Annotated in this window: 26 protein-coding genes; 16 read left to right on the plus strand and 10 right to left on the minus strand. The window is 69.3% G+C overall.

Translation table 11 applies throughout. The features are described from left to right. Window positions 1-76 precede the first annotated feature (76 nt). The 6 genes from rsmA to lptF are packed head-to-tail and all read right to left on the minus strand — an operon-like array spanning window position 77 to window position 7,487. A complete protein-coding gene (rsmA, locus tag ACN5KJ_RS10130; RefSeq protein ID WP_023850224.1) occupies window positions 77-910 on the minus strand; it encodes a 16S rRNA (adenine(1518)-N(6)/adenine(1519)-N(6))-dimethyltransferase RsmA in 834 nt (277 codons plus the stop codon). Next, a complete protein-coding gene (pdxA, locus tag ACN5KJ_RS10135) occupies window positions 907-1,878 on the minus strand; it encodes a 4-hydroxythreonine-4-phosphate dehydrogenase PdxA (RefSeq protein ID WP_418593735.1) in 972 nt (323 codons plus the stop codon). The genes rsmA and pdxA overlap by 4 nt, the downstream gene beginning before the upstream one ends. Then, on the minus strand, window positions 1,875-3,101 hold the full coding sequence (locus ACN5KJ_RS10140) for a peptidylprolyl isomerase (RefSeq protein WP_418593736.1): 1,227 nt from the start codon (window positions 3,099-3,101) through the stop codon (window positions 1,875-1,877). Before ACN5KJ_RS10140 ends, pdxA begins: the two co-directional genes overlap by 4 nt. Then, window positions 3,089-5,266 (minus strand): LPS-assembly protein LptD, encoded by a 2,178-nt coding sequence (locus tag ACN5KJ_RS10145; RefSeq protein WP_418593737.1) that lies wholly within the window; start codon window positions 5,264-5,266, stop codon window positions 3,089-3,091. Before ACN5KJ_RS10145 ends, ACN5KJ_RS10140 begins: the two co-directional genes overlap by 13 nt. Then, entirely contained in the window at window positions 5,263-6,354 is a 1,092-nt protein-coding gene (gene lptG / locus ACN5KJ_RS10150; RefSeq protein WP_418593739.1) for an LPS export ABC transporter permease LptG, read from the minus strand. The genes ACN5KJ_RS10145 and lptG overlap by 4 nt, the downstream gene beginning before the upstream one ends. Further along, window positions 6,351-7,487, minus strand: coding sequence for an LPS export ABC transporter permease LptF (gene lptF / locus ACN5KJ_RS10155; protein WP_418593741.1), 1,137 nt, complete (start codon window positions 7,485-7,487; stop codon window positions 6,351-6,353). Before lptF ends, lptG begins: the two co-directional genes overlap by 4 nt. A gap of 259 nt (window positions 7,488-7,746) precedes the next feature. Here lptF and ACN5KJ_RS10160 point away from each other — a divergent pair, with 259 nt between their 5' ends. Both ACN5KJ_RS10160 and ACN5KJ_RS10165 read left to right on the plus strand, forming a co-directional pair. Next, the gene (locus tag ACN5KJ_RS10160; protein ID WP_418593743.1) at window positions 7,747-9,213 is read left to right on the plus strand and encodes a leucyl aminopeptidase; all 1,467 of its coding nucleotides are present in this window, start codon (window positions 7,747-7,749) and stop codon (window positions 9,211-9,213) included. 5 nt (window positions 9,214-9,218) lie between these two features. Beyond that, window positions 9,219-9,680, plus strand: a complete 462-nt coding sequence (locus ACN5KJ_RS10165) for a DNA polymerase III subunit chi (protein ID WP_347165068.1) — start codon at window positions 9,219-9,221, stop codon at window positions 9,678-9,680. 62 nt (window positions 9,681-9,742) lie between these two features. Here the strand turns inward: ACN5KJ_RS10165 and ACN5KJ_RS10170 are convergent, their stop codons facing one another. The 3 genes from ACN5KJ_RS10170 to ACN5KJ_RS10180 form a co-directional block, all read right to left on the minus strand. Next, window positions 9,743-10,324 carry a retropepsin-like aspartic protease family protein gene (locus ACN5KJ_RS10170; protein WP_418593745.1) on the minus strand — a complete coding sequence of 194 codons (582 nt, stop codon included), beginning with the start codon at window positions 10,322-10,324 and terminating at the stop codon, window positions 9,743-9,745. 69 nt (window positions 10,325-10,393) lie between these two features. Further along, on the minus strand, window positions 10,394-11,017 hold the full coding sequence (locus tag ACN5KJ_RS10175; protein ID WP_418593747.1) for a MarC family protein: 624 nt from the start codon (window positions 11,015-11,017) through the stop codon (window positions 10,394-10,396). Window positions 11,018-11,253: 236 nt separating this feature from the next. After that, a complete protein-coding gene (locus ACN5KJ_RS10180) occupies window positions 11,254-13,101 on the minus strand; it encodes an ABC-F family ATP-binding cassette domain-containing protein (protein ID WP_418593749.1) in 1,848 nt (615 codons plus the stop codon). Window positions 13,102-13,492: 391 nt separating this feature from the next. Here ACN5KJ_RS10180 and ndk point away from each other — a divergent pair, with 391 nt between their 5' ends. After that, window positions 13,493-13,915, plus strand: coding sequence for a nucleoside-diphosphate kinase (ndk, locus tag ACN5KJ_RS10185; protein WP_347165064.1), 423 nt, complete (start codon window positions 13,493-13,495; stop codon window positions 13,913-13,915). Between the two features lie 300 nt (window positions 13,916-14,215). Here the strand turns inward: ndk and ACN5KJ_RS10190 are convergent, their stop codons facing one another. Continuing rightward, entirely contained in the window at window positions 14,216-15,403 is a 1,188-nt protein-coding gene (locus ACN5KJ_RS10190) for a pyridoxal phosphate-dependent aminotransferase (protein WP_418593751.1), read from the minus strand. Window positions 15,404-15,674: 271 nt separating this feature from the next. Here ACN5KJ_RS10190 and ACN5KJ_RS10195 point away from each other — a divergent pair, with 271 nt between their 5' ends. From ACN5KJ_RS10195 to ACN5KJ_RS10255, 13 genes are all read left to right on the plus strand, one after another. Next, a complete protein-coding gene (locus tag ACN5KJ_RS10195) occupies window positions 15,675-16,040 on the plus strand; it encodes a hypothetical protein (RefSeq protein WP_206564565.1) in 366 nt (121 codons plus the stop codon). Then, the gene (locus tag ACN5KJ_RS10200; protein WP_418593753.1) at window positions 15,943-17,322 is read left to right on the plus strand and encodes a DNA-packaging protein; all 1,380 of its coding nucleotides are present in this window, start codon (window positions 15,943-15,945) and stop codon (window positions 17,320-17,322) included. The genes ACN5KJ_RS10195 and ACN5KJ_RS10200 overlap by 98 nt, the downstream gene beginning before the upstream one ends. 168 nt (window positions 17,323-17,490) lie before the next feature. Beyond that, on the plus strand, window positions 17,491-18,687 hold the full coding sequence (locus tag ACN5KJ_RS10205) for a phage portal protein (protein WP_418593755.1): 1,197 nt from the start codon (window positions 17,491-17,493) through the stop codon (window positions 18,685-18,687). A gap of 1 nt (window position 18,688) precedes the next feature. Continuing rightward, the gene (locus ACN5KJ_RS10210) at window positions 18,689-18,907 is read left to right on the plus strand and encodes a GTA head formation protein, RCAP_rcc01685 family (RefSeq protein WP_418593756.1); all 219 of its coding nucleotides are present in this window, start codon (window positions 18,689-18,691) and stop codon (window positions 18,905-18,907) included. Between the two features lie 80 nt (window positions 18,908-18,987). Further along, on the plus strand, window positions 18,988-19,530 hold the full coding sequence (locus ACN5KJ_RS10215; protein ID WP_418593758.1) for an HK97 family phage prohead protease: 543 nt from the start codon (window positions 18,988-18,990) through the stop codon (window positions 19,528-19,530). 30 nt (window positions 19,531-19,560) lie between these two features. Continuing rightward, entirely contained in the window at window positions 19,561-20,739 is a 1,179-nt protein-coding gene (locus tag ACN5KJ_RS10220) for a phage major capsid protein (RefSeq protein ID WP_418593759.1), read from the plus strand. Window positions 20,740-20,888: 149 nt separating this feature from the next. Beyond that, on the plus strand, window positions 20,889-21,482 hold the full coding sequence (locus ACN5KJ_RS10225) for a head-tail connector protein (RefSeq protein ID WP_418593761.1): 594 nt from the start codon (window positions 20,889-20,891) through the stop codon (window positions 21,480-21,482). Beyond that, window positions 21,479-21,817: a head-tail adaptor protein gene (locus tag ACN5KJ_RS10230; protein ID WP_418593762.1), complete on the plus strand. Its 339-nt coding sequence runs from the start codon at window positions 21,479-21,481 to the stop codon at window positions 21,815-21,817. The genes ACN5KJ_RS10225 and ACN5KJ_RS10230 overlap by 4 nt, the downstream gene beginning before the upstream one ends. Next, a complete protein-coding gene (locus tag ACN5KJ_RS10235) occupies window positions 21,814-22,230 on the plus strand; it encodes a DUF3168 domain-containing protein (RefSeq protein ID WP_418593764.1) in 417 nt (138 codons plus the stop codon). Before ACN5KJ_RS10230 ends, ACN5KJ_RS10235 begins: the two co-directional genes overlap by 4 nt. A 69-nt stretch (window positions 22,231-22,299) precedes the next feature. Continuing rightward, entirely contained in the window at window positions 22,300-22,722 is a 423-nt protein-coding gene (locus tag ACN5KJ_RS10240) for a phage major tail protein, TP901-1 family (RefSeq protein ID WP_418593766.1), read from the plus strand. Beyond that, entirely contained in the window at window positions 22,722-23,063 is a 342-nt protein-coding gene (locus ACN5KJ_RS10245) for a gene transfer agent family protein (protein ID WP_347167906.1), read from the plus strand. Before ACN5KJ_RS10240 ends, ACN5KJ_RS10245 begins: the two co-directional genes overlap by 1 nt. Then, entirely contained in the window at window positions 23,050-23,256 is a 207-nt protein-coding gene (locus tag ACN5KJ_RS10250; protein WP_206564576.1) for a rcc01693 family protein, read from the plus strand. The genes ACN5KJ_RS10245 and ACN5KJ_RS10250 overlap by 14 nt, the downstream gene beginning before the upstream one ends. After that, window positions 23,253-23,915 (plus strand): phage tail tape measure protein, encoded by a 663-nt coding sequence (locus tag ACN5KJ_RS10255; protein ID WP_418593768.1) that lies wholly within the window; start codon window positions 23,253-23,255, stop codon window positions 23,913-23,915. The genes ACN5KJ_RS10250 and ACN5KJ_RS10255 overlap by 4 nt, the downstream gene beginning before the upstream one ends. The last annotated feature ends 6 nt before the right edge of the window (window positions 23,916-23,921 follow it).

Consider the following 23,921-nt stretch of genomic DNA (forward strand, 5'->3'; position numbering starts at 1 on the left):
CACCGCAGACCGAATCGAAAGGCGCCGCCCGGGAAACCGTGGCGGCGCTTTGCGTTCTGCGGAGCGGTCTATGGCGCTATTCGAAGGTCCGGGCGAGGGCGCAGAAGGCCTCCAGCGGGACGCGCTCGGCGCGCTCGGTGGGGGCGATGCCCGCCGTATGCAGCCGGTCCTCGATGTCGGGGGCGAGGCCCTTCAGCGCCGCCCGCAGCATCTTGCGCCGCTGGTTGAAGGCGGCGGCGACCACACGCTCCAGCAGCTTCGGCTGGGCGGGGAAGCGCGGCTCGGGCAGGGCGGTCAGGTGGACCACTGCCGAGGACACCTTCGGCGGCGGGGTAAAGGCGCCGGGCGGCAGGGTCAGCGCGATGCGCGGGGTCGCGCGCCACTGCGACAGGATCGCGAGGCGGCCATAGGCCTTCGACCCCGGCTCTGCGGTGATGCGCTCTGCCACCTCTTTCTGGAACATCAGCGTGAGCGAGGACCAGAAGGGCGGCCATTCGGGCGGCGTCAGCCAGCGGATCAAGAGTTCGGTGCCGACGTTGTAGGGCAGGTTGGCGCAGATCGCGATGGGCGGCGTCAGATGTGCCAGCGCGTCGACCTCGAGCGCGTCGCCCTCGATGACCTGAAGGCGGCCCGGGGCGGCCTCGGCGATCTCGGCCAGCGCGGGCAGGCAGCGCGGGTCTTTCTCGATGGCCAGCACGCGGCGCGCGCCTTCCGACAGCAGCCCGCGCGTCAGGCCGCCGGGGCCGGGGCCGACTTCCAGCACGTCCATGCCCGAGAGGTCGCCGGGAATGCGGGCGATGCGGGCGGTCAGGGTCAGATCCAAGAGGAAGTTCTGCCCCAGCGCCTTGCGCGCGGACAGCTGGTGCTTGGCGATGACCTCGCGCAGGGGCGGCAGGGTCTCGACGCTCATGACAGGCGCGCCGCCAGCCGCAGGGCGGCGATGGTCGAAGAGGGATTCGCCAGACCCTTGCCCGCGATGTCGAAGGCGGTGCCGTGGTCGGGCGAGGTGCGCACGAAAGGAAGGCCCAGCGTCACGTTCACCCCCTCGTCGAAATCCAGCGTCTTGATCGGGATCAGGGCCTGATCGTGGTACATGCAGACCGCCGCGTCGTATCCGGCGCGGGCGCGGTCGTGGAACATGGTGTCGGCGGGCAGGGGGCCGCGCAGGTCCATGCCCTCGGCGCGCAGGCGGTCGAGAACCGGGGCGATCACCGTCTCGTCCTCGTGGCCCATGCGCCCGCCTTCACCGGCGTGCGGGTTCAGCCCGGCCACCGCGATGCGGGGTGCTGCGATGCCGAACTGCTCTTGCAGGGCGCGGTGGGTGATGCGCAGGCGCTTTTCCAGCAGGGCGGGCGTCAGCGCGGCGGGGACGACCGACAGCGGGATATGGATCGTGGCAGGCACCACCCGCAGCCGGTCGGAGGCCAGCATCATCACCACCTCCTCGGCGCCCGCGAGATGGGCGAGGTATTCCGTATGGCCCGGGTAGGCGAAGCCGCAGCCGTCCGCCAGCGCCTTCTTGTGGATCGGCAGGGTGCAGAGCGCCGCCGCCCGTCCCCCGGTCACCAGAGAGACGCCGCGCGCGATGGCCTCTACCACGCCCGCCGCATGGCTGGCGACCGGCGCGCCGGGCACGCGGGCGCCGGGCATGTCCAGCGGCAGGACGGGCAGGGCAGAGGCGGCCACCGTGACGGCCTCGTCCGGGTCGGTCAGGACCACATGCGGGACGGTGCCCGGCAGATGCGCCGGGTCGCCGATCCAGAAGAATGGGACCGAGGCGCCCAGTCCCTGCCATGCGGCCTCGGCCAGTTCGGGGCCGATGCCTGCCGGTTCGCCGCAGCTGAGCGCGATGGCGCGGCGCGCGCCGGATGCCGTCATTGGTCGAGGATGCGGGCGTCGGCGCGCAGCTGCGCGAGGTAGCCGTCCGCCAGCGCGGTCAGGCGCTGGTTGCGCAGGCCCACGGTGATCCGCTCGCGGTCGGCTTCTTCGGCAATGGCGCTGGTGCGCCCGCAGAGCATCAGGAAGACCAGTGTCTGGCCGTTCGCCCGTGTCAGCGCCGTGGAAACCTCGCCGGGGTCGAGCTTGGACAGTTCGTAGGCGATATCCGTGGGGATCTGGTCGATGGGCAGGGTGCCCCGGTCCAGAACGCTGGCCGGCTGGCCCTTGGCCACGCCATAGAGGTCGTCGCAGCGGTCGACCTTGCCCGCAAGCACCCGCGCCCTGGCCAGTGTCTCTGCCGAACGCCCGCCCGCCATGTAGTAGGCGGCATATTCGATGGCCGAGACCTCGGGCGCAGTATAGGCGCCCTCCTCGATGTCGCGCAGCTGGAACAGCGCGATGGCGCCCTGCAGCGGGATCGGGTCGGTGACCTCTCCGGGGGCGAGACCCAGAACCAGCGGCTGCAGCGGCGGCGGCAGCTCTGTCAGGTCCTGCCAGGGCAGGCGCCCGCCGTTCCCGCGCGAGGCGGTGGCCGAGAAGCGCCGCGCCTGTTCCGAGAAGGCCGAGGTCGAACGCAGCTGCGCGATGCGGTTGGCGCGGTCGCGCACGGTGGTTTCCTGCTGCGGGGGCATCGGCATGATGATCTCGGACAGCAGAACGCGCACGCTGCTGCCGCCGCCCTGCCGGGAGATGGCGCGGTCGATCTCTGCCTCGTCGATGGAAGCCCGCGAGGCAAAGCGGGCGCGCACGACCTCGCGCCATGCCACGCCGGCGCTGACGAAGTCACGGAAGGTTTCCTCGGCGACCCCGGAGGCGGCCAGCGCCTTCGTGAACTCGGCGCGTGTCAGGTTGGCGCGGCCTGCGAATTCCTCCATCCCGGCGGCGACGGCCTCTTCGTCGACGACCACGCCGTTGGCGCGGGCGGCCTGCATCCGCAGGCGGTCGTCGATCAACTGCTCGCGGGCCAGCTTGGTGACGTCGCCCGGCGCCCGCAGCACCGACAGCATGCGCTGCCGCTGCTCCAGTTCATAGCCTGTGATGACCTGATCGTTGACGATGATCGCGGGCGCGAAGAGGCCCTGCGCGGGCGCCGCCTGCGGCTGGGCGAGGACGGCGGCCATGGCCAGCGCGGCCGGGGCGAGGAGACGGGTCAGAAGGCGCATGTGCGTCGGTACTCCTTGGCACTGCCGCCGGTGCTGAAGCCTTTCAGCGCGACGGTCAGATCGAAATCGGTCGAGGGTTCGAGGTTCGAGGCGGACGCATAGTTGCGCCGCGCCGCGAACCCGACCTCGATGCATTCATTGCGGTATTGCAGGCCAAGGCCAAGGCGGTCAAGCCGCCGGTCGGCAAGGTCGTAGCGCGCCTCGGTCGAGGCCGCCCAGTGGCGGCTGACCTGATAGGTGCTGTCGAAGGTCCATTCCGACTGTCCGCTGGCGCGGTCCTCGTCGTTGTCGCGGACCAGAAGCAGGTAGGAGGCGTTCAGGTCGAGGCGGCTGTTGGACCAGCTGGCCAGCGCCTCTGCCTTGTTGAACCGGGCATCCTTGTCCAGCAGGCCCCGGGCACTGATGGTCAGCCCGAAGGGCGCCGAAAAGCGCCCGGCGATCAGCAGGTCCGACACGGTTTCGCGGCTGAGACCGGAGGACAGCGAGAATTCGGAGTCCTCTTCCGTGCGCCAGACCTGACCGAAGGTCAGGGCCGCGGTCCATCCCGCCGGGGCCTGATGCATCCAGCGCAGGCCCGCCGCCAGGGTGGTGCCGCGCTCTCTGCGGTCGGGCGCCGGGAAGCGCGACAGCGACAGCAGGTTGGCCTCGTCGAAGTCGACGCGGGTGCTTTCGTCGTTGGGGTTGGCCTTGCGCTCGCCGCCGACCCAGCCAAGCTGGACCACCGGCTCCAGCAGGGTCCGACCGCCGTCGAAGCCGCGCCGTTGCAGCGGCCAGCGCAGTTCCACCGCGGCGCCCGGCGTCAGGCTGGCGACATCGCGGTCCGAGGTCGCGTCCTGTTCGGTGATGAAACGGTCGGCCCAGAGATGCCCGGTGACCCCCATGCGCAGACCCGGCCCGACGGTCCAGCGGTCGCGCCAGCTGAGTTCGGCGTTCAGCCGCGCCACATCGCGACCGTCGACCTCGTCGTCGTCATCCGGTCCGTCGACGTCCAGCTTCGACCGGCGCAGGTGGCCGTGGGTCTCTGCGGAGAGCCGCAGCTCGCCGCCGATGGCGGCGGGGAAGAAACGCCGCTCGACGTAGTAGTCCAGCATGATCCGCGGCTGCGTGTCGTTGCTTTCGGAGTCGCGCAGCGTCTGGTAGTTGACGATGCTGGCCTGCATGAAGACGTCCCGTTTGACCCGCGTCACGGCGACCGAGCTGGCCAGCCGGTCCTTGGAGCTGATGCCGTAGTCGTTGAGGTAGGATTCGTCGCTGACCGAGGCGAGGTCGAATTCCAGCTTGAAGTCGTCCGGCAGGTCGAAGCGCCCCTCGGCGAAGAGGTAGCCACGCAGCGCCTCGGGCTGCAGCGTGTCCCGCGACAGCCCGCCGGTCAGCGTCAGGTCGCCGTAGCGGAAGGCGCGGCGGTAGCGGAATTCCATCGTGCGGGTCTTGGGCGACAGGTAGGGGATCAGGGTCACGTCCTGATGGTCGCCGATGGGGATGAAATAGGGCACCTTCACGCCAAGCCCCAGCAGGGTGGTCGAGCGGAAGGTCGGGATCAGCAGGCCGCGCGCGCGCGCCAGCGTCGGGTCGGGCAGGCGGATGCGCGGGAAGTAGAAGACCGGCACCCGCCCGATGTGGAAGGTGGCATTGTCGAAGTAAAGCTGCTGCGCCTGCTGGTCGTGCACGACCCGGGCGGCGCGGATCTGCCAGAGCGGCACGCCGTTCGGCCCGCAGACCTGGCACGAGGTGGCGACGACGCGGCTGAGCTGCGTGTAGCGGCCTTCGACCCGGCGGGCCTCGACCGAGGCCAGCTGAAGCTGCTGGTCCAGCACCATGCGCGCGCCCGTCAGGATGCCGTTTTCCAGCGCCTGATCCATTTCGGCGCGGTCGGCGGTCACCAGGTTGCCCGCCTCGTCCAGCACGCGGATCGGGCCTTCGATGACCAGCTGGTCGGCGCTGCCATCATAGGTGATCCGGGTGGCGATCAGGCGATACCCGCCTTGCAGGGCCTCGACGTTTCCGGTGGCCACCAGCCTGTCCTCGCCCTCGACGAAGAGGTCGTCGGCGACCAGAAGGGCGGGGCCGTCACCGGCGTCGTCGGTCGGCTGGGCCATGGCAGGCGCGGTGGCCAGTGCGAGGCAAAACGACAAAAGAGTCGCAAGGCGGCGGGTCAGACGCGTCATCCGTCCTCCATGTGCAGTACAAGCCCCAGCGCGAGCAGGACAGAGGCCACCGGTGGCACCCAGGCCGCGATTTGTGGTGCCAACTGGCCGTTCTCCCCCATGATCTGGGCGAAGTTTCGCACGTAATAAAGACCGAAGCCAAGCAGAACCGCCGACAGTACGGCCAGCCCCGTGCGCCCCAGCCGGGTGGGTCTCATGGTGAAGGCGGCGCCGATCAGCGTCATCGCCACAAGGAACAGCGGGCGGGCCATTTCCATGTTCAGCCAGACGATGTGCCGCCGCGCGGAAAAGCCGGAAGCGTCGAGGTCGGCGATGAAGGCGGGCAGGTCCCAGATGGCCACCGCGGAGGGCTTGCCGAAGCGGTCGCGAATGCTTTCCTGCGTCAGGGTCGAGGAAATCGCGAGGGTTTCGTGTTCCTGCGCCCCCAGTTCGGGGTTGAGGCCCGCCGCCAGCGGCCAGGCCTTGGCATTGGTCAGGATCCATTCGCCGCCCTGAAGCTCTGCCTCTTCCGCGAGGATGCGGGTCCTGGGGCCGCCTGCCGGGGCATAGGCGACAATCGAGACATCGAAGAGCCGCGTGGCCTCGGGGTTGGTGCGGGCGGCATGGATCACCGCCTGACCCTCTGGCCCGCCCTGCCGCAGCCAGAGCCCTTCCGGGCCGATCGACAGCGCCGCGGCATTGCCGGTCTGATAGGCCTCGCGCAGGTCGACATAGTGCTTGGAGGTCGCGGCCACGATGGGGTTCATCACCGCCACGACCAGCAGGCCCAGAAGGAAGGACACCAGCGCGGGCGAGGCCAGGGCCACCAGCCCCGACCGCCCCGCCGCCCGGGTCACGACCAGTTCCGAGGACCGCGCGAGGCCAAGGAACATCGCGATGGTCGCGAGGATCATCACCAGCGGGACGATCTCGTACAGGCCTTCGGGCAGTTTCAGCAGCACCAGGTGCAGCACCTGTCCGAAGCCCACGTTGTCGTAGCGGCCGACCTCTTCGATCAGGTCCAGCAGGCCCTGGAACAGGGCGAAGACGGTAAGGATGCCGAGGAACAGCAGCAGGAAGCGCCGCGCGAAATAGAGATGCAGGGTCATGCGGCGGTGCCCTCTGCCGGGGCGTGGCGCCGCGCCGGTCTGCCGCTGCGGCCCGCGTGCCACAGAAAGGCCGTGGCGATGGCGGCCCCGAAGAGGCTGGGCAGGTAGATCAGCGGCCAGAGCGCGCCATTGTCCTTCACCTGTCCCGTCACGCCGCTTTCCACCAGTTTCACCAGCACCAGCAGGAAGATGGCGAGAACGATCTGCTTCGTCACCCCGAAGCGCGAGAACCCGCCCGCGATCAGCGTGGAAAAGCCGATCAGCGGCGCGATCAGCGCCAGCAGCGGCAGCTGGAAGCGCATATGCGCCTCTTCGAGGACTTCGCCGGGGGTGTCGCCGATCTCTTCGGCGACCTGATGCGTGCGCATCAAAAGCTCTGGCGTGCCAATGTACTCGACCCGGCGGCGCTTGGCTGGGCCGGTCGTGATCAGCCCCGAGATGTCATAGGTCAGGTCGGCGAAATTCGTCGTCGACAGGCTGCCGGTCTCGCGGTCGACGGTCTGCGCCATGCCCGAGAGCATCACCAGTTTCGGTCCGTCGTCGTCGCGCAGCAGGTAGGCGCGTTCCGCCGTATAGGTGGTCTCGCGATCCGCCTGCCGGGCGTCGGTGAGGAAGACGTCCTGCAGCTCGCCCTCGGTGGTGATGGCGCGGATGTAGAAGGTGACGCCGCGCGTCGGGTGCAGGAAGACGCCTTCGCGCAGCAGCCGTGCCGAGATCGACCCGGCGATTTCCTGCTCGCGCAGGCGCAGCTGCTCGATGCTCTTGGGGACCAGCACATGGGTCAGGATCGACAGGATCAGCCCGAGGATCAGCCCGAAGGCCAGAACCGGACGGGCCAGCCGCCAGGGCGAGAAGCCGGTGGCCTTGACCACGGTCAGCTCTGAATCGCCGGACAGGCGGTTGGTGACGTAGACCGCCGCGGCAAAGCCCGCCATGGGCAGCACCAGCGCGATGACGGCGGGCAGCGACAGCGCCGTGAATTCCAGCACGACGCCTGCGGTATGGCCGTCGGACACCAGACGGTCGAACAGGATCACCGCCCGGTTCACCCAGTAGACGGAGACCAGGACCAGGGCGAAGAAGCCGAACAACACCATCAGTTGCGACAGGACGTATCTGTCGAATCTCTGCAAAACGGCGGTCCCCCCAGACCATGCGGATCGGGGCGAGACTAGCGGATCGCACCGGGGGGATAAAGATGTGGCGGCGGCGCATCTTGTCCGGCGGGCAGGGGGGCTCTGCCCCCGGCCCTTGCGGACCTCCCCCCGGGATATTTCCGGACAGAAGAAAACCCGGGGGAGCGTCCGGCGGGGCCGGGTGGTCCTGGCGGCTCTGGCCATTGTCCGGGGGGCGCGTTACCTCTTGGCACGAACAAGCATATGGAGAGCCCCCATGACCGACCTGCGTGAGATCACCTTTGCCGATGTGGATATCGAGGCGCTGGCCGGGGCCACGGGCCGCGTGGCGGTGCTGATCCCGGCGGAGGGCACGCTGAGCCCCGCGGCGCGGCGTCTGAGCCGCCTGACCAAGGGCGCCCTGGCCCGCGCGGTCGAGAGCGAGGCCTGGGAGAAGCTCGAGGTCGGCGCGGTGCTGTCGCTGGCATGGCCCGCGGGCATGGCGGCCGAGGGTGTCGATATCGTGAAGCTGCCGCGCAGGCCTTCGGTCGCGGAGGCGCGCAGGGCGGGCGCGGCGCTCGCCAAGGCCGCCGGCAAGGCGGGCGTGACGCTGCTGGCGGAAGGCACGCGGCGGCCCGCGCAGATCGCGCTGGGGCTGGCGCTGAAGGGCTATGCCTTCACCGCGCGCAAGTCCGAACCTGCCGAGGGTCCGGCGGCTTCCGTCGTCATGTGCAAGGGCGCGGAGGAAGCGGGCGAGGCCTATGCCACCGCGCGGGCCGTGGCCGAGGGGGTCTTCTTCACCCGCGACCTGGTGTCCGAGCCGACCAACGTGCTGGGCACCGAGGAGTTCGCCGCGCGGCTGGAGGCGCTGCGCGAGACCGGGCTTGAGGTCGAGGTGCTGGAAGAGGACCGGCTGGAAGAGATGGGCATGGGCGCTTTGCTGGGTGTCGGCATGGGCTCGGCCATGCCCTCCAAGGTCGTGGTGATGCGCTGGAAGGGCGCCGAGGGGGCGCCTCTGGCGCTGATCGGCAAGGGCGTGGTCTTCGACACCGGCGGCATCTCGCTGAAGCCCGCCGCGGGCATGGAGGACATGACCATGGACATGGGCGGCGCGGGCGTGGTCTCGGGTGTGATGAAGACGCTGGCGCTGCGCAAGGCCAAGGCGCATGTGGTCGGCATGGTCGGCCTTGTCGAGAACATGCCCAGCGACCGCGCGCAGCGGCCCGGCGACATCGTGACCTCGATGAAGGGCGACACCATCGAGGTGATCAACACCGATGCCGAGGGGCGTTTGGTGCTGGCGGACGTGATGTGGCACGCGCAGCTTTCCGAGAAACCGGCGGCGATGATCGACCTCGCCACCCTGACCGGCGCCTGCATCATCGCGCTGGGGCACGAGAACGCGGCGGTGTTTTCCAACGACGACGGGCTGGCCGCGGATTTCCTGGCCGCCGCCGAGGCCGAGGGTGAGGGCGCGTGGCGTCTGCCGCTGGGCAAGGCCTATGACGACCAGCTGAAGTCGCAGAAGGCGGACGTGAAGAACGTCGGCGGGCGGCCCGCGGGAGCGATCACTGCGGCGCAGTTCCTGCAGCGTTTCGTCAAGGACGGCACGCCGTGGATCCACCTGGATATCGCGGGTGTGGCCCAGGTCTCTGCCGAGACCACCCTGTCACCCAAGGGCGCCACGGGCTGGGGCGTGATGGCGCTGGACCGGCTGGTGCGCGACCGCTTCGAGCAGGACTGAGGCCCTTGGGCGCGGCCTACTTCTATCACCTGACGCGGCGTCCCATGCAGGAGACGCTGCGCGTGCTGCTGGAGCGCTCGGCACAGGCCGGCTGGCGGGTGGCGGTGCGCGGCACCGAGCCGGGGCGGATGGCCTGGCTGGACGAGGCGCTTTGGCAGGGCCCCGAGGAGGGGTTCCTGCCGCACGGGCTGGCGGGTGGGCCGCATGACGCCGATCAGCCGGTGCTTCTGTGCACCGAGGGGCAGGAGGCCGCGAACGATCCGGCCTGCCTGATGACCGTCGACGGCGCGCGGCTGCTGTCCGAGGAGGTCGACCGGCTGGAGCGGGTCTGCGTGCTGTTCGACGGCCACGACGAAAGCGCTCTGCAGGTGGCGCGCGGTCAGTGGACGGCGCTGAAGAAGGCGGGTTGTGCGGCGCAATACTGGTCGGAAGAATCGGGGCGCTGGGAAAAGAAGGCCGAGACCTGATCGGGACCCGGAAACTTCCAAAGTTTCCGGGCCGTTTTCTTTGCAAGAAAACGGCGCTGGTGTCAGCGTTGCAGGATCATCCGGCCGTTGGCGATCTCCACCCGGGCGAAGCGGTCTAGGTAGGTCATGCCCAGCAGCGAGGTCTCCATCTCGCCGCCGTTCACATAGGCGGGCATCCGTCTGTCGACGATGGGTCCGAGCGCCAGGCTGTCCAGCGTGACCGGCGCAGTCCGGACCGATCCGTTCGCGGTCATGGCGCTGGAGAGGAACACGAGGTCCCCGGTTGCCAGCCCGGCCCGCTGCGCGTCCCGCGCCGTCAGCACCACGGCGGAGGCGCCGGTGTCCACGACGAAGCGGGTCGGCGTGCCATTGACCTCCAGGCTGATGTAGTAATGGCCGTCCTCGGCGCGGGGCAGTTCGATGCGGCCCTCTTCTCCGAAGACCGATTGCCGTGGCAGGACGGTGCTGCGCACATCCTCCCACAGCCCAATGGCGGCAATGGTGCCGAAGAAGATCAGCACCCAGGCCGCCATGTGCTGGGCCATCTTGTTGAGGTTCAGCCTGCCCCTGACCAGCAGCCAGGTCAGAAGTGCCGCCCCCAGCACGCTGAGGTAGATCAGGTTGCCGATCTGGTCTCCGGACATGGGCGGTCTCCTCGCAGGTCCCTTCAGATATAGGCCCCGGGCGGTGGAATGTCAGGGGCGGCGGGCCGCTCAGGCGCCGCTGGCCAACCCGAAGTCGCGCAACCCGTCCAGAACGAACTGGACCGACAGCGCGGCGAGCAGCATGCCCAGAAGGCGCGTGACGACATTGATGCCGGTCCGCCCGAGGCCGCGTTCGATCACGCCGGCGGAGAGGAACAGCAGCAGGGCCAGCATGAGGACGGCGGCCATGACGCCAAGCACGGCGGCCATGCCGAGCGCGCCCTCGGCCCGGCCCGCCAGCAGGATCATCGTGGCGATGGCGCCGGGTCCGGCGATCAGCGGGATCGCGATGGGAAAGACAGAGGGGTCGGGGAAGTCCTCTTCGTCGGCCTGATCCTCGCGGCGCTTGGTGCGGCGCTCGAACAGCATGTCGAGCGCGGTGAGGAACAGCAGGATGCCGCCTGCGATGCGGAAGGCGGGCATCGAGATGCCGATGAACCCCAGCACCGCTTCTCCGAAGAAGGCGAAGAGTGTCAGCAGGCTGCCCGCGATCAGCACCGCCCGCAGCGCCACCGCCCGGCGGTGCCGATCATCGGTGTCGGCGGTCAGCGCGATGAAGATGGGCGCGAGGCCTACCGGGTCGATCACCACGAAGAGCGTCGCGAAGGCGCCGATGAGGAAGGTCTGATCCATCCTGAATGGCTAGAACAGGTTTGACGCCCGCGCAATGCTTCCGGCGCCCTGGCCATGCCGGGGCAGGGTGCGGGGGCCGCTGAGTTGAGGCGCAGGCCGGTCCGGCGGCATCGGGGCTGACGCCCGCGCGTCGAAGGGGCAGGGCGGGGGAGCTGCCGGGCGAAGGGGGGGCCGGGCTGCGTGCCTTTTTCGACCGGGTCGACTGGCGGCGCTGCCCCTTGTCCTGCCCGTCGGCTTCAGGCCGTTTCGGCCTTGTCGAGGTGTTCCTGTGCCGCCATCCAGAGGCCTTCGGCCTTGTGCAGCCCGTCCATGACCTCGGCGTATTTCTTGTTCCAGGTCGCGAGTTCGTTGGCCCGCCCGTCTTCGTAGAGTGCCGGATCGGCCAGTTTCTGCGCCAGCTTCTCGCGCATCTCTTCGAGCTTTTCGACGCGGCCCTCGCATTTGCGCACCTCGGCGCGCAGCTCGAGGATGCGGTCGCGGGAGGGGCGCTTGGGCTTTTCCACGGGCTTGGCCGGTTTCGCGGGCGCGTCGGGAGAGAGAAGCAGGGCGCGATAGGCGTCGAGGTCGTCCTCGTAGGGCTTGACCGTGCCGTTGGAGACCAGCCAGAGCCGGTCGGCCACCATGGACAGCAGGTGCATGTCGTGGCTGACGAGGATCACCGCGCCGTTGTAGGCGGTCAGCGCCTCCATCAGCGCCTCGCGGCTTTCGATATCGAGGTGGTTGGTCGGCTCGTCGAGGATCAGCAGATGCGGCGCGTCCAGCGTGGCCAGAAGCAGCGAGAGGCGCGCCTTCTGCCCACCAGAAAGGCGCGCCACCTCGGTGTCGGCCTGCGCGGCCTGAAGGCCGAAGCCCGCGAGGCGGGCGCGCAGCTTGGCGGGCGGCGTGTCGGGGCGTTCGCGCTGCAGGTGCTGAAGCGGCGTCTCGTCCAGGTGCAGCTCGTCGACCTGATGCTGGGCGAAATAGCCGATGCGCAGCTTGGACGAGCGGCTCATCTGGCCGTCGAGCAGCGGCAGCCGGTCGGCCAGCAGCTTGGAGAGGGTGGATTTGCCCTGACCGTTCTTGCCCAGAAGCGCGATGCGGTCGTCCTGGTCGATGCGCAGGTTCAGGCGGTGCAGGACCGCCTTGCCGTCATAGCCCGTGGCGCCGCCGTCGATATTGATGATCGGCGGGGAAAGCTCGTCGGGCTGCGGGAAGGTGAAGACGCGCTTGGCCGCCTCTTCTGGGGCGGTGACCATGTCCATGCGCTCGATCATCTTCAGGCGTGCCTGCGCCTGCTTGGCCTTGGTGGCCTTGGCGCGGAAGCGGTCGACGAAGCTTTGCAGGTGATCGCGGCGGTCCTGCTGCTTTTTCGCCGTGGCGGCCTGCTGGGCGCGCTTTTCGGCGCGCAGCTTGACGAAGCCGTCGTAGGGCGTGCCGTAATAGGTCAGCTTGCGGTCCTCGAGGTGCAGGATGCTGCCCACGGCGCGGTTGAGAAGGCCGCGGTCGTGGCTGATGACGATCACCGTATGCGGGTATTTCGCAAGATAGGATTCCAGCCAGAGCGCGCCTTCGAGGTCGAGGTAGTTGGTCGGTTCGTCCAGAAGCAGCAGGTCGGGCTGGGCGAAGAGCACACCTGCCAGCGCCACGCGCATCCGCCAGCCGCCGGAATAGGCGGAGCAGGGATTCCTGTGTTCCTCGGGTTCAAAGCCCAGGCCGCGCAGGATGGTGGAGGCGCGAGCCTCGGCGGACCATGCGTCGATGTCGGCCAGCCGTGTCTGGACCTCGGCCATGCGGTGGCCCTCGGCGGTTTCCGCCTCGGCCATCAGGGCAGCGCGTTCCGCGTCGGCGGCGAGCACCGTGTCGAGGATGGTGGTCTCGGAGGAGGGCACCTCCTGGCTGACGCCGCCGATGCGGGCGCGCGACGGCAGGTCGATCGAGCCGGTGTCGAGGGTGAGTTCGCCCCGGATGATCCGGAAGAGCGTGGTCTTGCCCGCGCCGTTGGGCCCCACGAGGCCGACCTTGTGGCCGGTGGGGATGGTGGCGGAGGCCTCTTCGAAGAGAGGGCGGCCCTCGACCGAGTAGCCTATGGACTGGATGCGCAACATGGAGGCGCTTTAGCAGAGGGTTTCGGGAGGGGCCAGTGGGGGTGCGCGACCGGAGCGTTGCCTGGGGCCACGATTGCGCGGGACAGGGCCGGTGGAGCCGGGATTGCGGGACCGGGGCGGGACTGTTTGCTGGCGCAAAGGCGCCCGCCCGCCGGCCCCGGGTCACGCCGTATCGGTGTTTCGGGGCCGGCGACGGAGAGGGGGCTCTGCCCCCGCGCGCGGAGCGCGCCCCCCGAGGTATTGGCAAGACCAGAGAAGTTGGTCGGGGGGATTGTTCCGGTCGGGCGCTGCGCGGGGAATGGCGTTGCGGGCTTTTCTTGAGCGCCGACCCGTGCTAGGCGGCGGCGCAGAATTCGGCCGGGGTGTTCCGGCCCCCATATTGGAGACTATCATGGCCCTCGAGCGCACCTTTTCGATCATCAAGCCCGATGCAACCCGCCGCAACCTGACCGGCAAGATCAATGCCAAGTTCGAGGAGGCGGGCCTGCGCATCATCGCGCAGAAGCGGATCCACCTGACCAAGGCCCAGGCTGGCGAGTTCTACAAGGTGCACGCGTCGCGTCCCTTCTATGACGAACTGTGCGAGTTCATGGCCTCGGCCCCGATCGTGGCACAGGTCCTGGAAGGCGAGGGCGCCATCCTGAAGAACCGCGAAGTCATGGGCGCGACCAACCCCGCCGATGCGGCGCCGGGCACGATCCGCGCAGAGTTCGCGGAATCGGTTGGCGAGAACTCGGTCCACGGATCGGACGCGCCGGATACCGCCAAGGAAGAGATCGCCTATTTCTTCTCGGGTCTCGAACTGGTCGGCTGAGGCCGGTCATGCGGGCCGTTCGGCCCATCCGGACGTGACAGACGCCGCCCCCCGCCGGGGGCGGCGTTTTTCGTCGCCGGATGGCGCAGTGGGGCCTTGCGGCGCGCCCGGCGGGTGGGATGCGGCTTTGGCGAGGGTCCAAGGCCCTGCGGTGCGGCCCGGGTGTCGGGCAGGATATGCGCGTTGCAGCGAAGCACGGGGCGGTTTCCGGCCGGTTGGTGCGGGGGGGCGCAGATCGGGGCCGCCCGGACAGGGGCCGCGGAGAGGATGGTCCGGGCATGAGCGCGCGGGGCGGGGACCTCACGCGGCGTCGGCGTATTCCCGCGCGAAGGTGCAGAGGCAGCGGATCGCCCGGACAAGGCTGTCATCGTCGACGGTCAGGGCGACGCGGATATGCCCCGCGGCGGATTGGCCGAAGCTTTCGCCGGGCATCACCGCGATGCGGCGCGCGTCCAGAAGCGCCTCGGCGAAGGCACGGCCCGAGAGGCCAGTGCGGCGGATGTCCAGCATCAGGTACATGGCGCCCTGCGAGGGGATCGCGGTCACGGACTCGTGCCGGGCCAGTTCCTCGAGCACGCGGGCCCGGCGGTGCAGGAAGGGCGCGGAGACCGCCGCCTCGGGGCCTTCTCCGGCGCGCAGGGCGAAGAGCGCCGCGTCCTGGATGAAGCCGGGGACGCCGTAGGTGGTGTTTGTCGCGAGGTCGGTCAGGCGCTCGATCGCCGGTTCCGGCGCGACGATCCAGCCAATGCGCGAGCCGGTCATGGCGTGGCTTTTGGACATGGACCCCACGACCAGCGTGCGCTCCGCCATGCCCGGCAGGGCACGCGGCGAGAGATGCGCGCCTTCCCAGACCTGTGTGTCGTAGACCTCGTCCGAGATCAGCCAGAGGTCGCGGTGCTGGCAGGCGGCGGCGATGGCCTGCAGGCAGTCGGCGGGATAGACCGTGCCGGTCGGGTTGTTGGGCGTGTTGATCAGCAGGCTGCGGGCTTCGTGTTCGAAGGCCAGTTCCTCGATGGCCTGCGCCGAGGGCAGGAAGGCGTTTGCGGCCCGGGTTCGGACCGGCACCGCCACACCCGAGGCCGCGCGGATGGTGCCTGGATAGGTCGCATAGAAGGGATCGATGTAGAGCGCCGTGTCGCCGGGGTCGAGAACCGCCAGATGCGCGGCAAAGAGCGCGGCCTGTCCGCCGGGGGTGATGAGCACATTGGCGGCGCCGGTGGGCACGCCGGTGCGGGCGGTGACGCGGGAGGCGATTTCCGCGCGCAGGGGCGCGATGCCCGGCACCATGGCATAGCCCGTATGGCCGCCCTGCGCGGAGGCATTCATCGCATCCAGAACGGCGCTGTCGGTGCGGATGTCGTGTTCCCCGATGGTCAGCTCTGTCACCTGCTCGCCTGCGGCGACAAGGGCCCGTGCGCGGTAGAAGACCTCCCACCCGTCGGAGCCGCCTTCGTTGAGCGAGGTGATGCGGGTCGACAGTTGCGGCATGGGCGGGCTCCTTTTCGCGCCAAGATGTGCCAGAGCCCTGAGGGAGCGGCAAGGCACCTTCCGCAGGGCTTAACGCGACGGACGCGGCGGTTAACGGCGTCGGGCCGCTGCGCGCGCGGGGATCAGGGCTCGTAAGGATTGCCCGGCCATTGTCCTGATCGTGCTGGAAAGGACGGGTCCGGCGGCGCAGAGGGGCGGCAGGCCCCCGTCACAGGACCGCGCCCCGTCCGGGCAGACCGGCACGTCATACAGGCAACAAAGGTATCGAGACATGAGCAGCACGATGGAACGGCGGCAGGTTCTTCTGACCGCCGAGCAGCAGATCGACCGTCTGGAAGAGAAGCGCGCCGAGATCGAAGAGACCCTGCGCGACCTGACGGAGGACATCCGGGACATCCAGGCCCGGCTGCGCAGCGGAGAGGTGGACCGTAAGGCAGAGGCCAGCAAGCCCCTGTCGGAACTGAAGTACTGGCTGAAGGCCATTCGCGAAACGGAGGCGGAGATCGATGCGATCCGAAGAAAAGACCTTGCAATCACAGATGCCTACGGGCTCGACCTTGACGCGGCACGCTTTGAGATCGGGTGCCGCCTTGCTCGCATCCGCCCCTGCTGCGGAGCAGAGGAGGTTCCTGAGTGAGCTGTCCCCGGGGGAGCGCATCGCGCTTCCCTACCTCTTCGAGTTCTGGGCGCATGACCACCAGTTGCCCCCCGAGGGAGACTGGCGGACCTGGGTGATCCTTGGCGGGCGCGGCGCGGGCAAGACCCGGGCCGGGGCCGAGTGGGTGCGGTCGATGGTCGAGGGCGCGCGGCCGCTTGACCCCGGCCTCTGCAGGCGGCTGGCGATCATCGGCGAGACCTTCGATCAGGCGCGCGAGGTCATGGTCTTCGGCGACAGCGGCATCATGGCCTGTTCGCCACCCGACCGGCGCCCGGTCTGGCAGGCCACGCGGCGCTGCCTTGTCTGGCCGAACGGCGCCGAAGCGATGCTGCATTCCGCCAGCGATCCCGAGGCGCTGCGCGGGCCGCAGTTCGACGGCGCCTGGGTGGACGAGCTGGCCAAGTGGAAGAAGGCCGGGGATACCTGGGACATGCTGCAGTTCGGGTTGCGGCTGGGCACCCATCCGCGCGTCTGCGTGACCACGACGCCGCGCACCGTGAAGATCCTCGTGGACCTGCTGGCGCTGCCTTCGACGGTGGTGACGCGGGCCGCGACAGAGGTGAACGCCGCCAATCTGGCGCCGTCGTTTCTTGACGAGGTGCGGGCGCGATACGCCGGGACCTCGCTGGGGTTGCAGGAGCTGGACGGGGTGCTGCTGGAGCAGGTCGACGGTGCGCTCTGGCGGCGCGAGACCTTCGACGACCATCGCTTTGGCCGGGCGCCGGCTTTGTCGCGGATTGTCGTGGCGGTCGATCCTCCGGCGGGTGCGGGCAAGACCTCGGACGAATGCGGGATCGTCGTCGTGGGTGTCGTGACCGAGGGCAAGCCGCACGAGTGGCGCGGCTACGTGCTGGAGGATGCCAGTGTGCAGGGCGCTTCGCCCATGGGCTGGGCCGAGGCGGTGGTGCAGGCCGCGCGGCGCTGGGAGGCTGAACGTGTGGTTGCCGAGGTCAACCAGGGCGGGGCCATGGTCGAAACGGTGCTGCGGCAGGTCGACCCGATGCTGCCGGTGCGCAAGGTCCATGCCACGCGGTCCAAAAGCGCGCGGGCAGAGCCGGTGGCGGCTTTGTACGAGCAGGGACGGGTCAGTCACGGGCCGGGGCTGGAGGCGCTGGAGGCGCAGATGTGCCTGATGACACAGGCGGGTTTCGAGGGCGCGGGCAGTCCGGACCGGGTCGATGCGCTGGTCTGGGGGCTGACCGAGGCGATGCTGGAGCGCGGTCGCACCGAGCAGTTGCCAAAGCTGCGCACGGTCGGGTGAAGGGCCGTTAACCAGGCCGGCCTAGGGTGCCTTTCAGACGCGGAGGCCAGCCTTCGCAAGCAGGCGATCAAGGACGAGGGACCGGCGGACCGGGGGCGCGCAGGCGCTTTTCCGGGGGGCGGTCTGCGACCCGGTGTTCCCGGGCGCGAAGGCAAAGGAGCGCAACGGATGGTATTCGACTTTCTGCGACGGACCGGCCCTGTCGAGGGTGCGCAGACCGGGGCTCCGCAGGTCAAGGCCTCGGCCACCGGGCGTGTGGTCGCGCATATGACCGGTGGTCGCGTCGCCTGGAGCCCGCGCGATACGGTTTCACTGACTAGGCAGGCCTTTGCGAGCAATCCGGTGGGGTTTCGCGCGGTCAAGCTGATCGCCGAGGCTGCGGCGGCGCTGCCGCTGGTGCTGCAGGACAAGGCGATGCGCTACGAGGCGCATCCGGTGCTGGCCCTGCTGGCGGCGCCGAACCCGGCGCAGGGGCGGGCCGACCTGTTGGAGGCGCTCTTCGGGCAGATCCTGCTGTCGGGCGACGGCTATATCGAGGCGGTCGCGGGCGATGCGGGCCTGCCGCTTGAGCTGCATGTGCTGCGGTCGGATCGCATGTCGGTGGTGCCCGGCGCGGACGGCTGGCCGGTGGCCTACGAATACGCCGTGGGGACGCGCAGGCATCGGTTCAGCGTGACCGGGCCGGTCTCGCCGATCTGCCACGTCAAGGCGTTCCACCCGCAGGACGACCATTACGGGCTGTCGCCGCTGCAGGCCGCCGCGCAGGCGGTGGACGTGCACAACAGCGCCTCGCGCTGGTCGAAGGGCCTGCTGGACAATGCTGCGCGGCCTTCGGGGGCAATCGTCTGGACCGGGGCCGAGGGGCAGGGCCACCTGAGCCCCGCGCAATACGAGCGGCTGACCGCCGAGATGGAGGCTCATCATCAGGGCGCGCGCAATGCCGGGCGGCCGATGTTGCTGGAAGGTGGGCTGGACTGGAAGCCCATGGGGTTCTCGCCCTCGGACATGGAGTTCCAGAAGACCAAGGAGGCGGCGGCGCGCGAGATCGCGGTGGCCTTCGGGGTGCCGCCGATGCTGCTGGGGATCCCCGGTGAGGCGACCTACGCCAACTATGCCGAGGCGCACCGGGCCTTCTACCGCCAGACGGTGCTGCCGCTGGCCTCCAAGGTCACGGCAAGCATCGGGCGCTGGCTGTCGCAGTTCAGCGGCGACGCGGTTGTGCTGAAGCCCGACCTCGATCAGGTGCCGGCGCTGGCCGCGGAACGGGACGCGCAGTGGACCCGGGTCGTGGGTGCGGATTTCCTGACCGCCGCCGAGAAGCGCCGGATGCTGGGCCTGCCCGCGCTGGCTGAGGAGGGTGAGTGAGATGCGCCCCAGGTCCGAGGCCTTTGCCTGCGCGCCGGGGCTGCGGCTGGAGGCGCACGAGCGGCTCAGCAAGTTGCAGTTCGATGCGCTGGACCAGCGGTTCCGGCGGCTGGAGATGCTGATGGAACGGCTGGAGCGGCGGCTTTGGCTGACGGTCTACGGGGTTGCCGGGGTGATCCTGGCGGAGGCCTTTCAGGGTTTCCTGAACGCGGCGCCCTGAGCGGGGGCGGAATTTTCCGAAAATTCCGGGCCGGTTTCTTGGGAAGAAACCGGCGCCCGGGACCAGCGAAAGGGACAGACATGGATCTGGAGCACAAGTTCTGCCGGTTCGGCGAGGCGGTCACCGTCCTCGAGGGCACCAAGATCGAGGGCTATGCCTCGCATTTCGGGGCCGCGGATCAGGGCAACGATATCGTGGGCAGGGGGGCCTATGCACGATCCCTGAAGCGCCTCGCGGAAGAGGGGCGCGCGGTCAAGATGCTCTGGCAGCACGACCCGGCCCTGCCCATCGGCGTCTGGGACGAGGTGCGCGAGGATGCGCGCGGGCTCTACGTCAGGGGCCGTATCCTCGACACCGTCGAAAAGGGTCGCGAGGCGGCGGCGCTGATCGCGGCGGGGGCCATCGACGGGCTGTCGATCGGCTATCGCACGGTGAAGGCCACGAAGAACGACAGGGGTCAGAGGCTCTTGGCGGAACTGGAGCTTTGGGAAGTGTCGCTGGTGACCTTCCCGATGCTGCCCAGTGCGCGGGTCGCGGCGAAGCGGGACACCCTCGCCGCGCCCGACCTGCACCGATTGGCGGATGCCCTGGAGGCCATGCGCCGGAACCTGGCGGGCGGCTGACGCACGCCCCTCATGAGGGAAGGAACGACCATGAGCACAGCCGAGACCCAGTCTCGGACCGGGGAAGATGTGTCTCCGGTCTCTCGCGTGAGTGCCGCGATGGCGGGACTGATCGGGGATTTCAAGGCCTTGCAGGCCGATCTTCAAGACAAGCTTCAGAAACAGGAAGAGCGACTGACCATGCTGGATCACAAATCCGCCCTGCGGGGCCGCCCGGCGCTGTCGACCCATGTCGAGGTCGAGGCCCCCCACAAGAAGGCCTTTGAAGCCTATCTGCGCAGCGGCGATGACGACGGGCTGCGCGGGCTGACGCTGGACGGCAAATCGATGAACACCTCCGTCAATTCGGACGGCGGCTACCTCGTCGATCCAGAGACGGCGGAGATGATCAAGTCGACGCTGGCCTCGACCGCGTCGATCCGGGCGGTGGCGAGCGTGGTGAATGTCGAGGCTTCCTCCTTCGACGTGCTGATTGACCAGAACGACACCGGCGCGGGCTGGGCGGACGAGGCTGCGGCCACCGCCGAGACCGGGACGCCGACGATCGAGCGGATCTCGATCCCGCTCTACGAATTGAACGCCATGCCGAAAGTCAGCCAGCGTCTGCTGGACGACAGCGCCTTCGACGTCGAGGGCTGGTTGGCGGGCCGCATCGCGGACAAGTTCCTGCGCGCCGAGGCTGCGGCCTTTGTCGAGGGGGACGGCATCGACAAGCCCCGGGGGTTTCTGGATCACACCACCGTCGCCAATGGCTCCTGGAGCTGGGGCAGCCTTGGCTTTGTGACAACCGGCGCGGCGGCGGATCTGGGTGACGGCGACGCGCTGATCGACCTGGTCTACGCGCTGGGCGCCCAGTACCGGGCCGGGGCGACCTTCGTGATGAACTCGAAGACCGCCGGAGCCCTGCGCAAGCTGAAGGATGCCGACGGGCGGCACCTGTGGGCCGACGGTTTCGCGGCGGGCGAGCCGGCGCGTCTTCTGGGCTACGCGGTGCTGATCGCCGAGGACATGCCGGATGCGGGCGCCGATGCCTTCCCGGTTGCCTTCGGCGACTTCTCGGCCGGGTACACCATCGCCGAGCGGCCCGACGTGCGTGTGCTGCGCGACCCCTTCAGCGCCAAGCCGCATGTGCTGTTCTACGCCACCAAGCGCGTGGGCGGCGATGTCAGCGATTTTGCCGCGATCAAGCTGCTGCGCTGTGCCGTCTGAGCCTGACGGGCCGAACCGAGGGCGGGCCGGAGGGCCCGTTCGTCACCCCGGGCGCGCGGGTCCGGCGCCAGTGACCCCTTTGCCGGTGCAACCACGGGTGTCGCGCCTTCGGCCTGCCGGAGCATGGGTCAGGATTTCGGAGAAAAGACATGATGTTGGTGGAAGAAACCCCGGTGTCCGATGCGGCGCTTCCGGTCGACGCCCTGAAAGAGCACCTTCGGATGGGGACAGGCTTTGCCGGGGGTGACCTTCAGGATGGCGTGATGCTCTCTTTCCTGCGGGCGGCGCTTGCGGCCATCGAGGCGCGGACCGGCAAGGCGTTGATCGTGCGAAGCTTTCTTCTGTCGATGGAAGACTGGCAGAACCGGGCAAGCCAGCGGCTGCCGATTGCGCCGGTCCGTTCGGTCACCGAGGTCGCCCTCGTCGATGTCCACGGGCAGGCCAGGCTGGTCGATCCTGCCGATTACCGCCTGAAGCCCGATGCCTTCGATCCGGCGCTGCGGCCGATGCGCGCCGCTTTGCCCGCTGCGCCGCGTGGTGGCTCCGTCGAGCTGCGTTTCGAGGCGGGCTATGGCGAGGACTTCACTGCGGTTCCAGACGACCTGAAGCAGGCCGTCATGCTGCTGGCCGCGCATTACTATGAATACCGGCACGAAACAGCCCTGAGCGAGGGCTGCATGCCTTTCGGTGTCACCAGCCTGATCTCGCGCTATCGCCCGGTCCGCATGGGGCTGAACGGATGAGCCGGGTCACGCTGAACCGGCGGCTGGAGCTGGAGGCGCAACAGCGCACCGAGGACGGTGCCGGGGGCGCGCGGGTCCAGTGGCAGAGTCTGGGAACGCTTTGGGCGGCGATACGCCCGCGCAGCGCCCGGATGGCCAGCGGAGAGACCGGGGCCGTGTCCCGCGCCGGGTTCAGGATCATCGTTCGGGGCGCGCCGCAGGGGGCTTCGCGGCGCCCGGGCCCCGGGCAGAGGTTCCGCATGGGCCAGCGTCTGTTTCGGATCGAGGCGGTGACGGAAATGGAGCCGGACGGTCTGTATCTGATCTGTGAATGCGAAGAGGAGGTCCTGCCATGAGCTATGCCATGTCGGCTTCGTTGCAGGCGGCGGTCTATGCCGCCTTGCAGGGCGATGCGCCACTTGGGGCACTGGTGGGCGATGCGATCTACGATGCCCTGCCCGGTGGCACGGTGCCGCCGCTGTATGTCGCGCTCGGTCCCGAGAAGGTGACCGAGGCCGGGGACGGAAGCGGGCCGGGCGCGCTGCATGAATTCGTCGTCTCGGTGGTGACCTCGGACAGTGGATTCCACGCGGCCAAGGTGACGGCCGGCGCGGTCAGCGATGCGCTGCACGACGGCGCGCTGACGCTGGGTCGCGGGCGGCTGGTGGGCCTGTGGTTCCGCAAGGCAAGGGCCACGCGCGAGAGTGGCGGCCTGAGGCGCATCGACCTGACCTTCCGGGCTCGCCTTGAGGATACCGACCCGGCGTGACGGCGCCGGGCATCGAAACCGCCCGCCCGAGGCGCGGCGCACTGCAACCCGAACGAGTGGAGTGAGACAATGGGTGCTCAGAACGGCAAGGATCTTCTGGTCAAGGTCGACCTGACCGGCGACGGGATGTTCGAGACGATGGCGGGGCTGCGGGCCACGCGCATCAGCTTCAACGCCGAGCAGGTCGACGTGACCACGCTTGAAAGCCAGGGCGGCTGGCGCGAGTTGCTGGCAGGGGCGGGCGTCAAGTCGGCTGCGATCAGCGGCTCGGGCGTGTTCCGCGATGCGGGCAGCGACGCGCGTGCCCGGCAGGTCTTCTTCGACGGCGAGACGCCGGAGTTCCAGGTGATCATCCCGGATTTCGGCACGGTCGAGGGGCGCTTTCAGGTGACCTCCCTGGACTATGCGGGCTCGCACAATGGCGAGGCGACCTACGAGGTCGCGCTGGCCTCGGCGGGGGCGCTGCAGTTCACGGCGCAGCCGGTCGCGTGATGGCCAATCCGTGGCGCGGGGATGTGGCGCTGACCCTCGACGGTCAGCGCCGGGTGATGCGCCTGACGCTGGGCGCCTTGGCCGAACTGGAAGAGACGCTGGACAGCGGCACTCTGGTCGATCTGGTGCAGCGCTTCGAGGGCGGCGGGTTCGGCACGCGGGATGTGCTGGCGCTGATCGTCGCCGGGCTGCGGGGCGGCGGCTGGCAGGGCACGGCGCGCGATCTTCTGTGCGCCGAGATCGAGGGCGGGCCGATGGTGGCGGCGCGGGCGGCGGCAGAGCTGCTGGCGCGGGCCTTCATGCTGCCGGGTGATGCGGTGGGCGCTGATGGCGGGCTTTGACTGGCCGGTCCTGATGCGGGCCGGGATGCGCGGGCTGGGCCTGAACCCCCGGGAGTTCTGGGACCTGACCCCGGCGGAACTGCGGCTGATGCTGGGAGAGGAACGCGGCGCCGCGCCCATGGGCCGGGCGCGGCTGGATGAGTTGATGGCGGTCTTTCCGGACCGCCGGGACAGAAACGGAGATGAGCCATGAGCGACATCGACACCCTGGACGACCTTGACGCGCAGATCGACGCGCTGGAAAGCTCGCTGGGCGGGGCTGCCGGGATGGCGGCGCAGTTCGACGCCGAGATGCGGCGCATCCACGAGACCTTTTCGGCCACGGGTCGGGGCGCGTCGAAGCTGGAAAGCGTCCTCAGCCGCGGCGTGGCGCGGGCCATCGACGGGGCGGTGCTGGACGGGATGAAACTGTCGGACGCCTTGCAGACCGTGGCCCGGTCGATGATCGACGCGGCGTGGAAGGCGGCGGTGAAGCCGGTGGCGGGCCATGTCGGCGGGATGCTGTCGCAGGGGGTGTCGGCGCTGTTCGGCCAGTTGTCTCCCTTTGCGGATGGCGGGGCCTTCACGCAGGGGCGGGTCATGCCCTTCGCCAATGGCGGTGTGGTCAGCGGGCCCGTGACCTTCCCGATGCGCGGCGGCACCGGGCTGATGGGCGAGGCGGGCCCCGAGGCGATCATGCCCCTGACCCGTGGCGCCGACGGCAAGCTGGGGGTGCGGGCGGCGGGCGGTGGGCAGCCGGTGACCGTGGTGATGAACATCCAGACACCTGACGCGCGGTCGTTCGAGCGCAGCCAGAGCCAGATCGCCGCCCGCATGAGCCAGGCGCTTGGCCGTGGCGCCCGCAACCGCTGACAGGAG

It is taken from the genome of Ponticoccus sp. (in: a-proteobacteria), assembly GCF_048381735.1.